15 protein-coding genes are annotated in these 16,476 nt (G+C 65.2%); 2 read left to right on the top strand and 13 right to left on the bottom strand.

Translation table 11 applies throughout. The features are described from left to right. Positions 1-45 precede the first annotated feature (45 nt). A complete protein-coding gene (locus tag ESP70_RS20685; RefSeq protein WP_149689228.1) occupies positions 46-801 on the top strand; it encodes a helix-turn-helix domain-containing protein in 756 nt (251 codons plus the stop codon). A 99-nt stretch (positions 802-900) separates the two neighbouring features. On the opposite strand, the gene ESP70_RS10580 is transcribed toward ESP70_RS20685, so the two are convergent. The 3 genes from ESP70_RS10580 to ESP70_RS10570 form a co-directional block, all read right to left on the bottom strand. Continuing rightward, entirely contained in the window at positions 901-1,818 is a 918-nt protein-coding gene (locus ESP70_RS10580) for an FRG domain-containing protein (protein ID WP_188110584.1), read from the bottom strand. A gap of 152 nt (positions 1,819-1,970) precedes the next feature. Then, positions 1,971-3,362, bottom strand: coding sequence for a hypothetical protein (locus tag ESP70_RS10575; RefSeq protein WP_149689226.1), 1,392 nt, complete (start codon positions 3,360-3,362; stop codon positions 1,971-1,973). Next, positions 3,359-3,946: a hypothetical protein gene (locus ESP70_RS10570; RefSeq protein WP_149689225.1), complete on the bottom strand. Its 588-nt coding sequence runs from the start codon at positions 3,944-3,946 to the stop codon at positions 3,359-3,361. The genes ESP70_RS10575 and ESP70_RS10570 overlap by 4 nt, the downstream gene beginning before the upstream one ends. 389 nt (positions 3,947-4,335) lie before the next feature. Between ESP70_RS10570 and ESP70_RS10565 the strand changes: the two genes are divergently transcribed. Further along, positions 4,336-5,232, top strand: coding sequence for an IS110 family transposase (locus ESP70_RS10565; RefSeq protein ID WP_223148692.1), 897 nt, complete (start codon positions 4,336-4,338; stop codon positions 5,230-5,232). Positions 5,233-5,695: 463 nt separating this feature from the next. On the opposite strand, the gene ESP70_RS10560 is transcribed toward ESP70_RS10565, so the two are convergent. The 10 genes from ESP70_RS10560 to ESP70_RS10515 form a co-directional block, all read right to left on the bottom strand. Beyond that, positions 5,696-6,337, bottom strand: a complete 642-nt coding sequence (locus tag ESP70_RS10560; RefSeq protein WP_149689224.1) for a hypothetical protein — start codon at positions 6,335-6,337, stop codon at positions 5,696-5,698. A gap of 8 nt (positions 6,338-6,345) precedes the next feature. After that, positions 6,346-7,782 (bottom strand): type IV secretory system conjugative DNA transfer family protein, encoded by a 1,437-nt coding sequence (locus ESP70_RS10555; RefSeq protein WP_149689223.1) that lies wholly within the window; start codon positions 7,780-7,782, stop codon positions 6,346-6,348. Continuing rightward, entirely contained in the window at positions 7,779-8,240 is a 462-nt protein-coding gene (locus ESP70_RS10550; RefSeq protein WP_149689222.1) for a hypothetical protein, read from the bottom strand. Before ESP70_RS10550 ends, ESP70_RS10555 begins: the two co-directional genes overlap by 4 nt. Before the next feature lie 13 nt (positions 8,241-8,253). Then, complete coding sequence (locus ESP70_RS10545) at positions 8,254-10,164, bottom strand: peptidoglycan DD-metalloendopeptidase family protein (protein ID WP_149689221.1); 1,911 nt, start codon at positions 10,162-10,164, stop codon at positions 8,254-8,256. A gap of 1 nt (position 10,165) precedes the next feature. Continuing rightward, positions 10,166-11,674, bottom strand: a complete 1,509-nt coding sequence (locus ESP70_RS10540) for an ATP-binding protein (RefSeq protein WP_149689220.1) — start codon at positions 11,672-11,674, stop codon at positions 10,166-10,168. Continuing rightward, positions 11,674-13,176 carry an SCO6880 family protein gene (locus ESP70_RS10535; RefSeq protein ID WP_149689219.1) on the bottom strand — a complete coding sequence of 501 codons (1,503 nt, stop codon included), beginning with the start codon at positions 13,174-13,176 and terminating at the stop codon, positions 11,674-11,676. The genes ESP70_RS10540 and ESP70_RS10535 overlap by 1 nt, the downstream gene beginning before the upstream one ends. 72 nt (positions 13,177-13,248) lie before the next feature. Then, positions 13,249-14,703: a TrbL/VirB6 family protein gene (locus tag ESP70_RS10530; RefSeq protein WP_149689218.1), complete on the bottom strand. Its 1,455-nt coding sequence runs from the start codon at positions 14,701-14,703 to the stop codon at positions 13,249-13,251. After that, positions 14,696-15,514 carry a hypothetical protein gene (locus ESP70_RS10525; RefSeq protein WP_149689217.1) on the bottom strand — a complete coding sequence of 273 codons (819 nt, stop codon included), beginning with the start codon at positions 15,512-15,514 and terminating at the stop codon, positions 14,696-14,698. Before ESP70_RS10525 ends, ESP70_RS10530 begins: the two co-directional genes overlap by 8 nt. Next, positions 15,514-15,804: a hypothetical protein gene (locus ESP70_RS10520; RefSeq protein WP_149689216.1), complete on the bottom strand. Its 291-nt coding sequence runs from the start codon at positions 15,802-15,804 to the stop codon at positions 15,514-15,516. The genes ESP70_RS10525 and ESP70_RS10520 overlap by 1 nt, the downstream gene beginning before the upstream one ends. Continuing rightward, positions 15,791-16,417 carry a hypothetical protein gene (locus ESP70_RS10515; protein ID WP_149689215.1) on the bottom strand — a complete coding sequence of 209 codons (627 nt, stop codon included), beginning with the start codon at positions 16,415-16,417 and terminating at the stop codon, positions 15,791-15,793. Before ESP70_RS10515 ends, ESP70_RS10520 begins: the two co-directional genes overlap by 14 nt. Positions 16,418-16,476 lie beyond the last annotated feature (59 nt).

Genomic DNA, 16,476 nt, shown 5'->3' with positions numbered 1-16,476 from the left:
GGGTTCCATCATTAGACCGATGGCACCACCATCACTTAATGTGTGATGGTGTCAACAGATTTCGACGAACTCGCCGCAGAATTTTCACGCGCCGCATGCGCGACGTTTCCAGGCTCGCCCCAGGCGCAGCAAGCTCCTTGGAGCGTCCTGAGCCACGTTGCGAATCACGAGGCCAGTCTGTCGCCCGACCCTGACGAGGGGTCGTTCTTTTTCGCGGCGATCTATCACACTGACTTCGATCCCGAGTGGCCTATACCTACAGACTGGCCAGCGGTCGTTCGGGGTTTGAGGGGCTCCATGGGTGTGAGCCAGGCGGAATTCGCGGAAGTTTGCCGACTCGGTCGTGCGACCGTGGAACGCTGGGAGTCGGGGCGTTCCGTTCCCTTTCGCGGCGACGCCTTGACGTTATTGACGCTGGTCCGACCGAACCTAAAGTCTCCTATCCAGCGCGGTCAAGCTCTGAACCTGGCAGCTGCTGCAGTGCTTCCGCAATTGGCTCGACCCACAGCTGAGTACCTCGGTACTCACGTTGCTGGACTATTGAGGTCCAGAGAACACGATCATTCCGACCTCGGCCCCGGCTTGCTCAGCGCTTTGGTTGAGTCTCGCATCCTTGTCACGCTTGATCCGTCGGGGAACGAACTCGAGGATTCATACATCCCCCTCGCATATCACCGACAAGCAAGCAGTGACGTGCCGGAGTGGGCACCCGGCCTCATACGCGACGTCGAGTCGCTTTCGTCGAACGATCGCCGGACGGTGATTAGTCTCGTGAAACGTCTCGCGCAATTGTCGCCCTAATTTGGCTGCCACGGAGGTCCACGGGGGACGAAGACGCGGCGACCGCGGCGACCGCGGCGAAATGACGCTAGACGGCCCGCCTGGTGCCGCGCTTGTCAGCTAGTCCAATTGGTTGCGCAGTAAAGCGTCCCTGAACCCGTCCACATCGGGAAAAAGCACTCGCCGCCGGCGGTTATATGTTCGTTTGAGCGGATTCCGCAGGGCGTCTTTGACGGCTGCCGGGATGACTATCGCGCAGAAGGGCAGACTGTCTGGACGTCCTTGGCCTTTCTCCGTAGCAAGAAGTTTGTCGAGTTTTTCTGCTCCTGGAGCCGGCCCGACGGGGTTGAAACCGAGGACACCCGGTGCTTTGTGCCGCTTCGGGATGGCACTGCCTAAGAAGAATCCCTCTTGGGCCCTCATGCGGTCGTCGGGCAAGGCGGGAAACGCCCTGAACATCTGTCGTGTCTTTGCGGACTTCTCGAGAGCATTTGCGAAACCGGCAACGAGTGGGTTCTCCATGTGAGCCCATGTCTGCGCGTCTATATGCTGAAACGTTTCGTACCAAATCGTCGAGGTCACGTCGATGGCAAACATCACTCCAGGGCTACGCCGAACGAATCCATCCTGGGATGGTCTGTGCTCTTCTGTAGCGAACCAGAGTGCAGTCATCGGATTGGCTGTGACGTCAACCAGGCGAGTAGGTACGCCATGATGCTGTAAGACCGCGAGCATGTGCATATCAGTCGCTGAGGAACCTAAGTCCCGTCCAAGCCCCCAAGTTCTAGCCTCACCGAGGATCGCAAGCTCCCGATTCCGCACCCGTTCCTCAGTCACCTCACCACCCTCAGCGCGAATCTCCCGGAAGAGCGACGCACTTAAATCCCAAGAGGCGTCGTTCTGTCCCCGCCAGGCATACGTGCGCCCCTGTTCAAGCAAAGCGATGCGGCTGATCAGTTTGAGGAGCTGGGTAGGTGTATCGACCTGAATTCCCCAGCCGTGCGCCAGCCAGTTTTCGAATTTGGAAGGCGCTGTCACCCAGCTGACTCTACGACTAATGTTCGAGCGCGGGGCCGCCATTGCTCGAAGTTGCAGTCGGCTGCATGCATCTTGTCGGGTCCGAATCGCCGCGGCGTTCTACCGGGAGCGTTAGAAGTCCGTCTGGGTTCGTGCGCCGCCCTCGTATCCTTTCAGAGCGTTGCCCGCAGGGTCTCGGGAAGGTCATTGTCAGGCACAGCGCCAAGGTTCAGCACGGAAAGCGCGGTCCGGACCGTGTCGCGAATCGCAACGCCGTGGTCACCGACGACAAGTTCATTCTCAAACTGCACCTCTGCGTCGGTCGTTCCATCCTGATCAGGTTTCGCGAATCGCAGGTCAACTCTTGTGACGCTGTAGTGGTCGTCAAGGGACTCCGTCACATCTCGGACGTCCTCAGCGATGTCGTCGCTCTGTTCGGCTGTCACCGTGACCGAACGACGAATTCCCTTCAACTCGACCGCAGCAATTTGGAAGCCGGACAGCGCCGGGCTCAGTCTGCTCCAAGGAATTGATGCCGTTCCTTTCCGTGGTTTCAGCATCGTGCCGAGATGAGCGATCGACAACCGCTGCTCACCGAAATCAATACCAAGAGCACCGTCAACGAAAGACCAGTATTCTCTGCGCGCTTCGAGGTCCTCACCTCCCGCTATCGGCAACGAGACCCCGATATAGGCGCGCTTGGCTGTCCAATGGGCGGCATTCGCAACGATGACAGGTGTCAGGTCAAGTTCGCGCAGTTCCGAGCGGATGGATTCGAGGTCTTCGAATCGCATCATGGATCCCACGTGACGCCAGAAGGTCTCACTTGCGCCACGTCGCTGCTGGAGCAGCCACGGCAGCAGGTGCTTCAGTTCGGCTAAGGAGAGGCGCCCCTGGACCAGTTCCGATGTCTGGGCGATTTGGTCAGCGTTCAGGTCAGGCGTCCCAGCCAAAGCAATCAACTGGGCCGTGCGGACAATTCGAGTTGCCGCGTCGGATGAGAATGAGTCACCGATTAGCGCCGTGGTGCGCTCGTTGTCCCGTGGCTGCCCCCCATCTGGCACTCTCTCGAGTTGGACAAGGCTCGATGCACGCGGCTCATCGATCAAGCCCCTGCCTCCGCGGATGAAGTTGGCTCGCACAAGTTCGCCCAAGGGCGAGTCCGCATCGGGGTCAGCCCGAACGACGTCAACCGCCGCTGAGTCGGTGACGAGGACCTGGCCCGCTCGCCCTTCATTGGAGTTTGTTTGAAGATCCGGTCTAGTGCCCTGCACGTGCAGCGCAAGCACAACCGGTTCCTTTGCAGCTAGAACCGTTGCGTCTTGGCTGGCCCGCACCGCTTCGTACGAATCACGCAGATAGATCGGGCGGCTGTCCTTTTCTCCGGGCCAGGTCGCCACGAAGTCAGGTATAGCGCTGTGATTGAAGTATTGGGTGTCTTCCAGGCGGAGGGTGGGATCTAGCGATGTGAGCCGTTGTTGCACTACACGTTTAACACCGGAAATGAAGTCGGCAGGGATTCGGGTGTCAGTAGCGGCCTGAAGCTCTTCCTCGAAAGTACTCATAGCGTTGACTTCTTTCTGGGAATGACGCGGTAAACGTCCATCAACTCCTCGTGAGTGAGGCTGAGACGCTCCTGCTTGATATTGAGGACGAGAACCCAGATTCGGTCAGCAACCTGTTGTGCCATCAACGGGTCGATTTCTCGGCCATCTAAGTATTCGGGGTACTTCGTCAGGCCTTTGAGCACCTGAGCCGCAGTATGAAACTTTGGCCAGTTTTCCAGATTGAACGGAAGCGTAGTGACCCACATGAACTCGCGAGCCTTGTCCTTCTTGTACTTCTCAATTTCGAGCACTGTTGAGCTGTAGGCGATCGCCACGAACTCCAGGAACTCCGCGTACAAGCCGTTGTCTGTATTGACAGCCTTATTTTCGACCACGATCGGCTGCCGATCGTCCCCAAGGAAATTGCCCACGAGATCGAAGCATTTGAAGGCGTCGCCCTTCTTGCTCAGGTGGTCGACGTAACACATCTCTTCGTTCTCGTAGGAGTTCCACGGAAACTCGACGAAGGTCGTGGCTTCCAACCAACGCTTTGTGAGTGCGACGCCGTCGCGTCCGTCTTCTTGCGTTCCTTCGCGTGGCATGAGGACACAGTAGATCGAATCTAGGGTCAGTCTGTCGCGTTTGGGGTTTGCAGATTTCCGTCGCAGGACCGCCGCCACGTTAGGTTCGTGCTCCGATCGGACAATCGACGACTGCGAGCGGACACCAAGGTTTCCCGCGAGTAGTGCGGTCTTGTGTTGAACGAGGACGTCTTCGCGTCATCCTGGACGCATGCCACTGCGTCATTCTGGGCTACTAGAGGATTCCCTCAGGGCCGGCGTCTGGCCAGACTCGGCCTAGGTGCTCGGCGGGTTCGCTCTCTATTGGGCTGCCCACCCGGTTGCGGGTGTGGCTCACTTTCGGTCTGCTGCCCGTCGGGCACCGCTGACGAGGCGTGGCTCAAGAAGGGACTGCCCTGCTCGTAGTAGCAATGCCCACCTCGCCGTCCCTATCGGAACGAGCACAGGCGGGAGAAGCACGTGGAACAGGTCATCATCGGGGTCGATCCCACAAGCTGTCGGCCACGATCGAGGTCGTCGACAACCAGGAGCAGATGCTTGGCTCTGGTCCGTTCACCACCGACCAGGCCGGCTATAAGGCCATGCGGGCCTATGCGAAGACCTGGCCCGACAGAGTCTGGGCGGTCGAAGGCGCCAACGGTGTCGGACGCCCGCTGGCTCAACGCCTGCTCGAAGCTGGCGAGCGTGTCGTCGACGTGCCGGCGAAGCTCGCGGCCCGGATTCGACTGTTCGACACCGGACACAACCGCAAGACCGATGCCCTCGATGCGCACTCCATCGCGATCGTCGCGGTCCGCACCCAGACCCTGCGGGTGCTGCAAGTCGACGGTGAACTGGAGGCGCTGCGAATGCTTACCGACCGACGAGAAGCACTCACCCGACGCCGGGTCCAAACCGTCGACCGTCTGCAGGCGCTGCTGGCTGAGCTACTCCCTGGCCAGGCAAAACGCGACCTCACCACCGGCCAGGCCAAGGCCATGCTGGCCACCGTCCGCCCGCGTGACATCGCTGGCAAAACCCGGCGTCGCATCGCAGCCGATGAGCTCGCCGAACTGATCGCTGTCGAAACGAAGATCAAGAAGGCCACCGCCGAGCTCAAAGCCATCGTGCTCGCCCGCGGCTCCACGCTCATGGATCTGCACGGTGTCGGCCCGGTCGTGGCCGCCCGAATCCTGGCCGACGTCGGCGACGTGACACGGTTCGCTGACCGCAACCGATTCGCGTCCTGGACCGGCACCGCGCCACTGGACGCGTCCTCGGGTGAGCAGAACCGCCACGGCTCTCAAGGGCTGGGAACCGGCGGATGAACCACATGATCCACATCGCCGCAGTCACCCAGCTCCGCCTGGACACCGACGGCCGCGCCTATTACCGACGCAAACGAGCCGAGGGCAAGAAGTCCCTTGAAGCTATGCGCTGCCTCAAGCGCCGAATCTCCGACGTCATCTACCGACAACTCATCGACGACGCCGAGCGCTCCGCAAGAACGGACGCCAGTGCGAGTCCGGGAGGGCACTGCGGGGCGTCTCAAGAATCCAGCGCGGTCGACCTGCCCCCGCACATCGACACTTCGGATCAGCCACTTCCCGGACCCGCGGAACCGACGCTACAACCGGCCGCCCGCCGGCGAAAGACTCCAACAGAGAACACGCTCTCAGCGGCGTCTTGACAACAGAAGGGAGCCGCTAGGACCCGCGTCCAAGTGGGCGCTTTGCATGTGGGTTCTAGTCGGCGGATCGCCCTGATCGAATCAGCTGGGCACTCCCTCGCTCAGTCGAGGATCTCGCCGCTATCCGTATCTACAACCCGCAGGCGTGGGCCGCTACCCAGGTTGCCCGCGTCCAGGGCCATGGTGCTGCGGGTGACTATGAGGTCGTCCGCGAAGACGCGTTGGCGAGGAATCGCCCCCTCGTCGTCAAGATGTCGGCTGAAGCGTCCCGCTGATGGCCACACGGTGGGGTGGTCATCGTTGCAGTGCTCGGCGATCCGGTGGCGCATTCGCTCAAGGAACGTCGGCAGTGCGTAGCGGTGCCATTCCTCGAGGTCGTTGCTGATCAAAGAACGCTCGGCGCGGCGCCGCAGGTCCGCGAGGACTGCGAGCTCGTGTACGAGGTGGGGGTGTTGCGGCCAGCACGCCGGGATTACGTCGATGGTGTCGAAGACCAGTTCGTGGTTGAGCCAGACCACCACGGCGTCGAGCCAGTTCCACAGCTCGGCCCGCAGTTGGGGCTTGGTGCAGGTTGCTGGCACCCATGGCCTGGGCAAGTCCCCGATGGTGCCGAGTGCTGCCCGTTGCTCGTCGGTGCCGTTGGCTGCGAGGTCGAGTTCGCGGTAAGCCAGCTGCAGCTGAGGTCCGGGCTGGGGGAAGGGCTGGACCAGAGGGATCGGGTCGGTTCGGCGTTGGGGATCCACTATGCCGACTATCCGGTGAGGCCGCGGCGTTGTGATTCGACCAGGGCTGCGGTTGCTCGTGCTTGCGGGTCGACCACGCAGATTCGGCCGGCGTCGACTCGGCGCCTTGCTGCCGCCTGAGCCTCGAGCAGCTTGTCGCCGGGCCTGCCGTCGATGGCGCGAGCGAGTTTGGCGATCATCGGTTTGCCGTTCTCTGCGACCACGAGCGCGTGTCGTTCCTCGAGCTGGCGCACTTCTGCCCCAGTGAGTATGGGGATGTCTTCGGCACTGGCAGTGCGGCCGGCCTTGGTGCCGCTTTGCCAGGTCTGCCGGGTCACCCGTACGGGGCCGAGTAGGTCGGAGATCTCCTGGTTGAAGGCCACGTCCTTGGAACCTCCGAACATGCACAGCACGTTGGTCAGACCGAACAGTGCTCGTGCTTCTTGCTCGCCGAAGATGGCTGACAGCTGCCGCCACGTCTGGGCGGCATATATGAAGGAGAGCCCGAGCGCGCGCTCGTTCGCCATCCTGGTGCGCAGGGTCGGCAGAGGTGCCGTGGAGGGCAGCTCGTCCAGGCAGGCAAGCATCGGCGGGCACAAGCGCCCGTATACGGACTCGTTGGCGGCGGCAAGGGCGGTGTCGAGGACGTGCTCGGCCACCGCGGTCATCAGCGGCGAGGCGCTGGCGTACGGGTCTTCGCGGCCAAGCAGATAGATGGTGCCTCTGCGAGCGATGACGTCGGCGATGTTCGTTGCGTGGCGGCCCTTGGAGGGGACGCAGCGGCGTCTGATGTCGGCTTGGAAGAACAGGCTCAATGCCTGCTGGACCGTGGTGATGGTGTTGCCGGCGGTTCGGTCGTCCCCCCGCAGTGCTCCGTGCAGGAGGCCGTGCCAGAACGGGGCGGCGTGCGGGTGCTCGCGCAGAATCTCCGTGGGCTCGGTAGCAGCGCGGGGGTTCGCGACCCAGCGCAGGACCTCCTCGAGACCGTGCCCGGCCAGCGCGGCGGCGTGGAAGAACGCCTGTACGACCTTGGACGCCTCGGCTGCGTAGAAGCGGGCCGCGTCGTCGCCATGGCCGCCTGCGACGGCGCCCTTGACTGTTCCGGCAGTGAACGCTTTCGCGCGTCGCTCGGCAACCATGGGGTCGACGCATCCGGCGATCGGGTCCCAGACGAGCTCAGGCATCCCGGGAGCCAGACCGAAGGGATCGAGCACCACGCATGGGCGACCATCGCTGCCGCGGGCATCGATCGTCAGAAGCAGGTCGTCGACCTTGGTCAAGGTCACCAGCGCTGCCCCTGGCGCCCTCAGCAGGGCCGGGACGAGCAGGTCGAGCGTCTTTCCGGATCCCTGAGGCCCGATGACGCCGGTGGTGCGGTCCCACGGAACCCACAGGTCGTGCCTGGTGCGTGGTTCGGAGGCGGCTCCGAGCCGCCACCCGACCTGTGTGGGATCAAAGGTGGTCACGATGTTCCCTTCTTTGCATACAGATCGGGTCGGATGATCGGTGCGTTACGACGCAGCCGTGACAGGCCGAGAAGCTGTTCGGCTTCGCTCGGGGACGCCATGCCCTGAATCCGGCCGGGACCCCATTGCGCCAGACCCCACCGCAGCACCAGCACGACGATCACCAGCACGACCAGCTCGGTGGCGGCGATCCAGAACCACAGGACGCCGCTGCTGGCGTACCCGGTCTGTTCGTCAGCCAGGCCGGCGCCAGCGTCGCCACCGATCAGCCGGGGCAAGGAGGAGAACAGTGCTGGTCGTGGGGTGAGCTGCCAGCCTGCACCGGCGAAGACGTTCGCGATCGCGCGGGCCAGGTGCAGTGCGATGCCCATGGCCAGGAGCACCGCGCCGACGATAAGGGCGGGAATCTCCCAGGTCCATGGATATGGGTTGGTTCGGCGTGCGTGTTGGATCTTCATGGTCCCTATGGCCCTACGTGGCGTACTGAGTGGCCATTCCGGTGCCGGAAAGTGTCAGAGTCACCGCGATCATGTTGTGGTCGGACTCGGGGTCGCTGCGGTTCGTCGACAGGATCTGCCGCCAGGTGTCCACGGTCGTGGCGCGCGGGTCGACGATGACGTGGTCGATGCGCGGCCCGCGTCGCGGCGCCTTGCCGCCGTTGTAGGAGCGGTATTCCTGCCCGGTGCGGGCCTTGGCGATCTGTTCGGTGGTCCGGTATCCGCGGTCGGTGAAGAAATGCGCGACCTTTTTCTTGGTGCCGGTCCCGGGGATGTAGGAGTTCAGGTCGCCGGCGTGGATGATGGCGCTACCGGGGTTCTTCTGCTGCAGGCCGACGACCAGGTGGTGGGCCTGTTTGATGTATCGGAGCCGGCGGGCGTCCTGGGTGCCATCGATCGGGTGAAGGCTCGAGACCACGACGGTCTTGCCCGTACGCAGGTCGCGCAGGACCTGGGCGACGCCACCCTTGCCTTCGACCACGAACTTGACCGACCCGAGCTTCTTGCCGCTGGCGCTCGTGGTCGACAGCTTGGTCGGGTCGAACAGCACCATCTTGGATCGCTTGTAGACCGCGAGCTTGTAGGTAGGAGCGAGCGCCTTGATGATCGCCGCACCCTGGGTCTTCTGGTGCCCGGTCTCCTGCAGGCTGATCACGTCCGGGTGCGCCTTCTTGATGGCAGAAGCGATCAGCGGGATCCGGTCACGCCACGGCCGAAGCTTCCCGCCGCCGCAGAACTCCAGGCAGATGTTCCACGTCGCCACCTGCAGCTGACCATAGGTCGATCCTCCGGCGACACAGTCCCCCGCTGCGGTCGCGCCACCAAGGCCCTTCGCGTCGATGATGGCGCGGGCGACTGGCTCCCACTTGTCGTACGCAGTCGGGAAAGCCGACACCTGTACGGCCTGGGCTGCCTGACCCAGGCCCATCGACTTCCATCCGCGCTTGTCCAGCAGGCCGGCCGGGCTGCCTTCGTTCGGGCCACTCGGGCCGCCGAAGAAGACCCGGGCCGCGTACTCAGGGGTGCGGCGCTGATGGGTTGTTCCCCAGCCGGCGCGCTGCTGGAACAGTCCGAGCGAGTCGCGGTCGCCGTAGTTGAGGTTTCGCAGCACCGACTCCTGCAGGGCAGCCATCAGTGCGATGACGACGCCGCGGTCGCCCGCGCCGACCTTTCGCCCGATGCGTGCGATGGTCGCGGCGTTGGTCAGCTGCTCGTTGTTGAGAGTGACCTTCTGGCCGTCGGTGCGGGTGGCGCTAATCGTCCTGGTCTTGGTCGACGCTGTGGTGGCGAGCGCGGCCGTGGCTCGGGTGCTGGCCGCGGAGGTGGCGCCGCCGTTCAGTGGTGCGCCCTGGCTGGCCATGAAGGGCTTAGGGTCGATCGGGGACCCCTTCTTGATCACCTCGAAGTGGAGATGCGCGCCGGTGACGTAGCCGGTGGCGCCTTGGGTGCCGAGCCTGGTGCCGGCGGCGACCTTCTGGCCGACCGAGACCGGGCTGGCTGAGGCCATGTGGGCGTATCGGGTCTGGATGCCGCCGCCGTTGTCGATCACGACTTGGTTGCCGTAGGCGCCGTTGTAGCCGCTGACCTTGACTGTGCCGGCCGCTGCCGCGACGACGGTCTTGTCGGCGCGGGCAACCAGGTCGATGCCGGTGTGCAGCTTGGTGATGTGCAGCACCGGGTGGTAGCGCATCCCAAACTGGCTGGTCACCGTATAGGAGCCGACCAATGGCGGTCGCCAGGTCCCCGGCATCGCGGCCGCTGGGTCGGCGCAGGTCGTGGCGGAAGTGGCTGCCGGGATGATGGCACCGGCGATCGCGGCGACGGCCAGGATCGGTAGCAACAACACGACCAGGGCGCCGCCGATGATCGCGGGGGTGCCCTTCACGTCAGGCTCCGCCGGCGATGGCTTCGTTGGTGTAGGTCAGCTGCTGTTCGGCCGGGTGCAAGATGGTCTGGACCTTGTACTGCTGGTCGCCGACGCACCACAGGGCGCGGCCCTTGCCCTGCATGGCCCAGCTGGTGACGATGTCGCGGGCGATGGGACCGAGGCCGAGCATCTGCTCGAGCTCCAGAGCGACGCCGAGGTCTTGGCCGTGCAGGATCTTGATGTCGGCCAGGTGCAGCAGGTCCTTGGCGATCGCGGCGGCCTGGCTTCCCGAGTCGCCGGCCGAGAGCATGTCCGAGGGTTTGTGGGCGACGGCGAACTGCACGTCTCCGTCGCGGCGGGACAACCGGAGGTCGGCGTCGAAGCTCTTGACCGCTTCGGGGCCAAGACGCAGCTGCTTCCATGACTCGTCGCGTACGACGATCCGCAGGTCTCCGGCTGATGCCATCTCCCGCATGCCACGGCCCCAGGAGTTGAGGCAAGTCAGGGCGATGCCGACTGCTTCGTCGCCGAGCGGTTCGAGCCGCGACAAGCTGAGGGACTGGATCGGTGCGGTCCAGTCGACTTCGATGGTGGTGTGGTCGTCGAACAGGCCCGCCAGCGCGCCGGTGACCAGCTGGCCGAGGGCGTCGCGCAACAGCCGGGTCTCGTCCAGGAAGTGCCGGGGTGAGGCGTACCTGGTTTCGTCGATCAGCTCCGCCGTGGGCTCGTCGAGCAGGTGCCACAGCTTCGGGATGGTGGTTTCACGAAGGGTGGAGTGACCGGCGGAGTAGCCGGTGAGCATCTTCAGTGCTTGCTTGACCACGGCTTCTTCGGTGGGTCCGAACGGGACCCGGCGTTCGCCGATCCGTTGGCTGCCGACCAGGCCACGGACCAGGGTGAGCCAGCGGGAGAACACGATCGCCGCTCGTCCCTGAGCCTGCTCAGCTGACAACTGCGCCCAACCTTGGCCGAGTGGGCCGATGGCCAGCGGGTTGATCCGGGTCGCGAGGCCGTGGCCGATCGCGAACGGTTCGACACCAAACGCCCGGCACAGCGCCTCGTACTCGTCCTTGGGGTCACCCAGGATCAGTGTGCGGTAACCAAAATCCATCATCCGCAGGCAGAACGCCTTGGTGGTGGCGGACTTGCCACGGCCGGGTTTGCCGAAGCTGAAGATGTTGGGGTTGGTGACCGGGATCTGGTCGTGCAACACCCAGCCGATCGGGTCGGCGTAGAACGCGCCGCCGGACAGGTGATCGACACCCATCTGCGCGCCGGTCGGCGGCAGGCCCGGGGTAGAGATGAACGGCCAGAGGACTGGTGCCTGGTCGCTGGTCATCCGCCACACCGCGGCGGGTGCTTTTGCTGGCGACCAGCCGCGGTCGGGTTTGAATTCCCCGTGTACTGAGCCGTAGTGGAACAGCCGTGGGTCCTTGACTGCCGCGATCGGTTCCGGTGCCGATGGCAGGTCGTGGCCGAAGTCGCGCATCAGCCGGTTGACGTCTCGGCCGGCGGCGCCGGTGCGCATCAGTTGGTCCCTCGGGTCAGGCTGACACCCAGCGGGACCGTGGAGGTGGCGAAGCCGACGTCGTGGGCGACGTCCAAGCGCAAGGGCGCGAACCCGGCTCGACGGGTGGAGGCGTCAAGACGGCGACCGAATTCGGAGATCCGCAGCGTCTTGGGAACGGTGACCGTGCACACCGCGTACGGCTGGGTCATCGAGTTGCCTCGGGCCAGCTTGCGGTCCAGCGCACGTACCTTGTCGGCCTCGTCGCGGGCTTTGGTGCGCTGCTTGACCTTGGCCTTCTCACGCAGCGCCTCGCCCAGGTCGGCGGCCCACTCGCTCGAGGCGGACTGCCGGTCAGCGGTCGATTGACGCAGGATCGGGTAGGAGACGACGTAACTGCGCCGCTCACCCGTTTCCGTGGGGGTCAGGATGGGAGCCAGCGCCCCCATCACCGCGCCCTTGACTGGGAGCTTGATGGTCGCGCTGACGGAGTTCCAGGCGTCGTGGGAGTAGTGGCGGACCAGCTGGTCCGCGCCGGACGGGCCGGCCATGGCCCACGGCACCTCAGCGTTGACGCCCGGGTCGACTGTCCGCGCGGCGAGCGCGTCGATGATCCCAGCACGGTCTCCGGGGGCGAAACCGGTGCGGCACGCTGCGGCCAGGTCTGGCGAGGTCAACCACGTCACGTCGGTCATGCCCACTCCCCCGCGCAGCTGGGCCTCGACCTCGCCCATCAGCAGGTACAGCACGCGCGCCCGGCCTTCGAGCCCACCCCCGGCCTCCTTGGCTTCTTTGGCCAGGCGGGTCTCGGGGACCACCATCGTCACGAACGCCTCAGTACGCACCGACGCCTTGGACAGGGCGGCGTGCATGTCGTCGTTGACCTGACGCGACAGCGTCGGGCCGCCGTCGCGGCGGTGCCGGTTCATCCACTGCCCGCGTTCGGCGCCGTCGTCGGGCACTGTGCGGACCATGAACAACAGCTCGTCGATGAGCTCGGTGCGAGAGCATAGGTCGAGCAGGTCGCTGAGCCCGGTGCCGCGACGGTGCCGCTCGTCGATGTCAGCCATGCCGATGCCGGGGTGGATCACCGCTGCGGTGACAGCCCATGTCTTGGTGGCGTGGTTCTGGATGATGGCGATGCGGGTCTGCGCCGGGCCGGTGGGTGGGCCGTCGTGGATCTCGACCGCGTTGAGCACTCCGGGCAGGTCGGCCTTGGCGAGGTCCTCGACCTGCCCGCGCGCGGCGCGGGCACGGTAGCGGGTGCGTCCGGTCAGGCCACCGAGTGAGTAGCGCATCATCGCGGTGAACCATCCGGTGGCCGAGCGGCCACGCACGGGGACCACCACGATGGTGGCCACAGTCGCCCAGACCATCAGGAAGACCAGTGCCGATCCCCATGCTTGGCGCTGGATCGACCAGAAGAACGGCAGCAGGGACAACGAGACGGTGCCCAGCTGCCAGCCGGACAACCCGAAGAACCACCCCACCTTGGCTCGGGAGTAGTCGTTGTAGATCGTCATGGTTCGTCCTTTCGCTGTGGTTCCCTATGGCCCGCCGTCAGCGACCCAGGGGCCACTTGGTGAATGAGTTCTTTAGACGACCGGGGGAACTTCTGCAGCGGCCGAGGCTGCGCCCCCGGCTCCCCCGCCGCCACCTGGGGTCGACTTCCCGGGGGCGCCGGAGGGCATGCCGCTTGGGCTTCCGTTCTGCGGTGTTCCGACGGGCATGGACGGCACCGGGACCGAAGGTGCCGTGCTCCCCGAGGGATCGTCATCGGGGCCCTTGTCTCCGCCGCCGTTCTGCGGGTCGCGCTGGTCGGGGTTGAACCGTTGGCCGCCGCGCTGGTAGTCCGGGTAGTAAGAGGAGTCGCCGACCCCGGTCTGGTTCATCTCGTCTATGCCGACAGACGCCGCGGTGGCGCCTGCCTTGGTGACCATGCCCATTCCGGCGGAATAGAGGGAGCCGGCACTGCCGCCGATGCTTGCCAGTGCCGAGCCGAAGCGGCCGGACGTGGCCTCGGTGCTCTGCGCCTCGCCTTGGGACTGTCCCGAGCTGGTGCTCTGTGATGCCGACGAGGACGTTCCGCCTTGGCTCCCGCCGGACAGCAGACCTTGCAGTCCTCCTGCCGACGACATGCCGGCGCGCATCGAAGCACCCGAGCTGGTGCCCGGGTCGACGAACGCGAGCAGCTTGAACAGGGCCACTGGTGCGACGACGGAGATCAGGATGAGCATGACGCCGGGAAAGGCCGTTCCGACGGCCGCTTCGGCGGTCTTGGTCCCACCTTGCGCGACACCGCTGGTGAGCTTGACCCCGAATCCCATCATCAGGACCGTCAGCACGGGTGTGAGTGCTGCTGCGTGGAACCACCGCATGGACTTCCAGAACCACGATCGGCCTGCCTCCGCGACCAGGCCGGCGGCCGCGATCGGAGTGGCGGCGGCGAGGATGAGCAGTGCCGCGGCGCGGGTCAGCATGACGACGAAGTGTCCGATGGCGGCGATCCACAGGAACAGCGCCAAGATGCCCAGCACGGTCGCCAGCCCGATCTCGATCCCGCTCTTTCCGACGTCGACGTCGGTCATGGGCTTCCACTCGCCCCATTCGTTGATGTCCAGCAGGCTGTCCATCAGGGCATGGCTCAGGCCCGAGCAGGCGGCGATGACGGCGACACCGTAGGTGATGGCCACGGACCAGACGCCGGCGAACTGGATGGCGCCGATGATCACCCGGGCGAGGCTTTTCCCGTCGCGGCGGAAGGCGGCGACGCCCAGCTGCACGAAGGCCATGATGAGCACCAGAGCCCCGGCAGCCCAGAACGTGGTGCGGTAGAGCTCGGCCGCTGGACCACCCGCGGAGATGTCCGGTGTCATCCATTGGTCCATGACGTCCAGGGCGAATCGGAGCACCCAGAGTCCGGACTTCCACAGCGCCATCATGATTCCGGTCCAGCCGTCCGCTACTGCCTTGCCGGCGATGTCGCCGGCGACGCCGAACGGGTTGAACTTGCCGAGCAGGTCCCCGGGGTTGGGCAGCCCTTCATTCATCGTGATCGTCCTCCTCAACCCACAGGCGCCAACCGGCGTCGAGGCTGCGTTGTGACCCTGGCCAGGTGGAGGGGGCCTGCGCGGGTGGCTTCCCGGCGGCGATCCTCCAGCGGTCGCCGGTCCACTGCATGCGTTCGCAGTGTCCGAACCCGAAGCGGGTCTGCTCCACGACGGTGGCGGTCACGTCGAGCTGGACGCACGCCAGCACCCAGTCAGGTCCGTCGGTGCCTTTGATCTGCGCCCCAACGGGTGTGGTGGTGACGCTGACGGCGCCGTCACCGTCGACCGTGCCTGCGCTGGCGTGGAACGACTGGATGGACTGGGCGATCTCCCACGTGTCGAACTCCGCTCCGTCCATGGCCCACGCGTTGTGAACGTCGCGGGCGTACTGGACCGACATTGGTGTTAGGGCGGCGATCTCGATCGCAGCCAGTTGCGCGACGGCGCCCTCGGGGGTGTGGGCGAATCCCGACGGCACGTCGACAGGCCCGGTCTTGGTCGATGGCCCAATCAGCATCCGGCGCGGCGTGTCGAGCGCAGGGGCGACAGGTTTCATGTCGTCTTCGTTCGCCTCGAGCATGGGCTTGGCAGCGAGCGCGTCGCGGTACGCGTCTCCGCGCACACCGTCGGGCCCGGCGGTCCAATGGGTGTCAGGAGATCCGTTGCTGGCGGTTGCGTGGTCGGGGCTGAAGGCGGCGACCACCGCGTACGCGAGCCCACCGATGACCAGCAGCGCGAACGCGACGACGCCGGCGAGCATCGCCAGCAGTCGGCGGCGGCTCCATTCGGTGGAGGTCTCCTGCGTGGCCATCAGACGCAGCCGCTGCCCGTGACGCCGTCGATCATCGCCGGCACCACCATGTAGGCGATGGCAGCGAAGAACACGACGACTGCCGAGATGATGCCGACCTTGGATGCATGGGGCATGCCGAACATGCGACCCGCGGCGACGGCCCCAATGGCGACGAGGACGCCGGCGCCAAAGATCGCCAGGACACCCCACTGGATGTAGCCGGTGATGTCGTTGACATAGGTCTGGGCCCCGGGCGGGGCCTTCGGGCACACGGCAGCCAGCTGGGCGGTGAGTTCAGAGCGGATCATGATGGTTTCCTTTCGCGTGTGCGACCGTCTGGTCGAACACAGGTGCGCATGCCGTCACCAGGTGTGGCGGCAGCGGTTCAGGTGTCAGTCCGGTGATAGACAGGGACGGCACGACGGGGACGGTTGTGAGGCGGCCACGTGTGATGGCGTCTTGGATTCGGGCGGTGGTGGCTAGGTGGAGCGGCTTTGGCCACTTCTTCAGCGCGGGACCCAGGACGATGCACCAGATGTCGTCGGGGCGCGCGATGCGCTGCAAGGCGGTGTCGAGGGCCCGCAGCCCGGGGGCTGTGGCGACGCTCACGATGACCAGCGGCGCGGTGGCGGCCAGGGTGGTCAGCCAGGATCCGACGTTGGCGATTTGGTTGAGGTCCCAGCTGGCGTCGATGATCGTCAGATCGGAATCGGTTTCGTCCGGTGCCGGCACGTCGTCGACGTGATCGAATGTGCCGGTGGTTCGTTCGATGAGGACCTGGTCTCGCATTCCACGGCGCCAGCCTGTGTCGCTGACACCGAGCTCGGCGGAGGTGGCGGCCGCGAGCCCGGTTGCGTGCATCGAGCTGCACTCGACCACGCGCACCCGTTGCCGTGCGCCAGTCGCCATCGTCACAGCCACGGTGGACGCTCCGACGCGTCCAGTCGCTCCGGCAACGATGATGCTGGGTTCGGCGGGGC

Origin of the sequence: Aeromicrobium ginsengisoli, assembly GCF_004134905.2 — a bacterium.
GTDB classification, from domain to species: domain Bacteria; phylum Actinomycetota; class Actinomycetes; order Propionibacteriales; family Nocardioidaceae; genus Aeromicrobium; species Aeromicrobium ginsengisoli.
This window is presented reverse-complemented; position numbering and strand designations above follow the sequence as displayed.

What these genes read in the sequence shown, in the direction of transcription:
- ESP70_RS20685 (WP_149689228.1), top strand. Translation starts at nt 46, where the DNA reads ATGGTGTCAACAGATTTCGACGAACTCGCCGCAGAATTTTCACGCGCC.
- ESP70_RS10575 (WP_149689226.1), bottom strand. Translation starts at nt 3,362, where the DNA reads ATGAGTACTTTCGAGGAAGAGCTTCAGGCCGCTACTGACACCCGAATC.
- ESP70_RS10570 (WP_149689225.1), bottom strand. Translation starts at nt 3,946, where the DNA reads ATGCCACGCGAAGGAACGCAAGAAGACGGACGCGACGGCGTCGCACTC.
- ESP70_RS10565 (WP_223148692.1), top strand. Translation starts at nt 4,336, where the DNA reads ATGCCCACCTCGCCGTCCCTATCGGAACGAGCACAGGCGGGAGAAGCA.
- ESP70_RS10550 (WP_149689222.1), bottom strand. Translation starts at nt 8,240, where the DNA reads ATGAAGATCCAACACGCACGCCGAACCAACCCATATCCATGGACCTGG.
- ESP70_RS10540 (WP_149689220.1), bottom strand. Translation starts at nt 11,674, where the DNA reads ATGCGCACCGGCGCCGCCGGCCGAGACGTCAACCGGCTGATGCGCGAC.
- ESP70_RS10535 (WP_149689219.1), bottom strand. Translation starts at nt 13,176, where the DNA reads ATGACGATCTACAACGACTACTCCCGAGCCAAGGTGGGGTGGTTCTTC.
- ESP70_RS10530 (WP_149689218.1), bottom strand. Translation starts at nt 14,703, where the DNA reads ATGAATGAAGGGCTGCCCAACCCCGGGGACCTGCTCGGCAAGTTCAAC.
- ESP70_RS10525 (WP_149689217.1), bottom strand. Translation starts at nt 15,514, where the DNA reads ATGGCCACGCAGGAGACCTCCACCGAATGGAGCCGCCGCCGACTGCTG.
- ESP70_RS10520 (WP_149689216.1), bottom strand. Translation starts at nt 15,804, where the DNA reads ATGATCCGCTCTGAACTCACCGCCCAGCTGGCTGCCGTGTGCCCGAAG.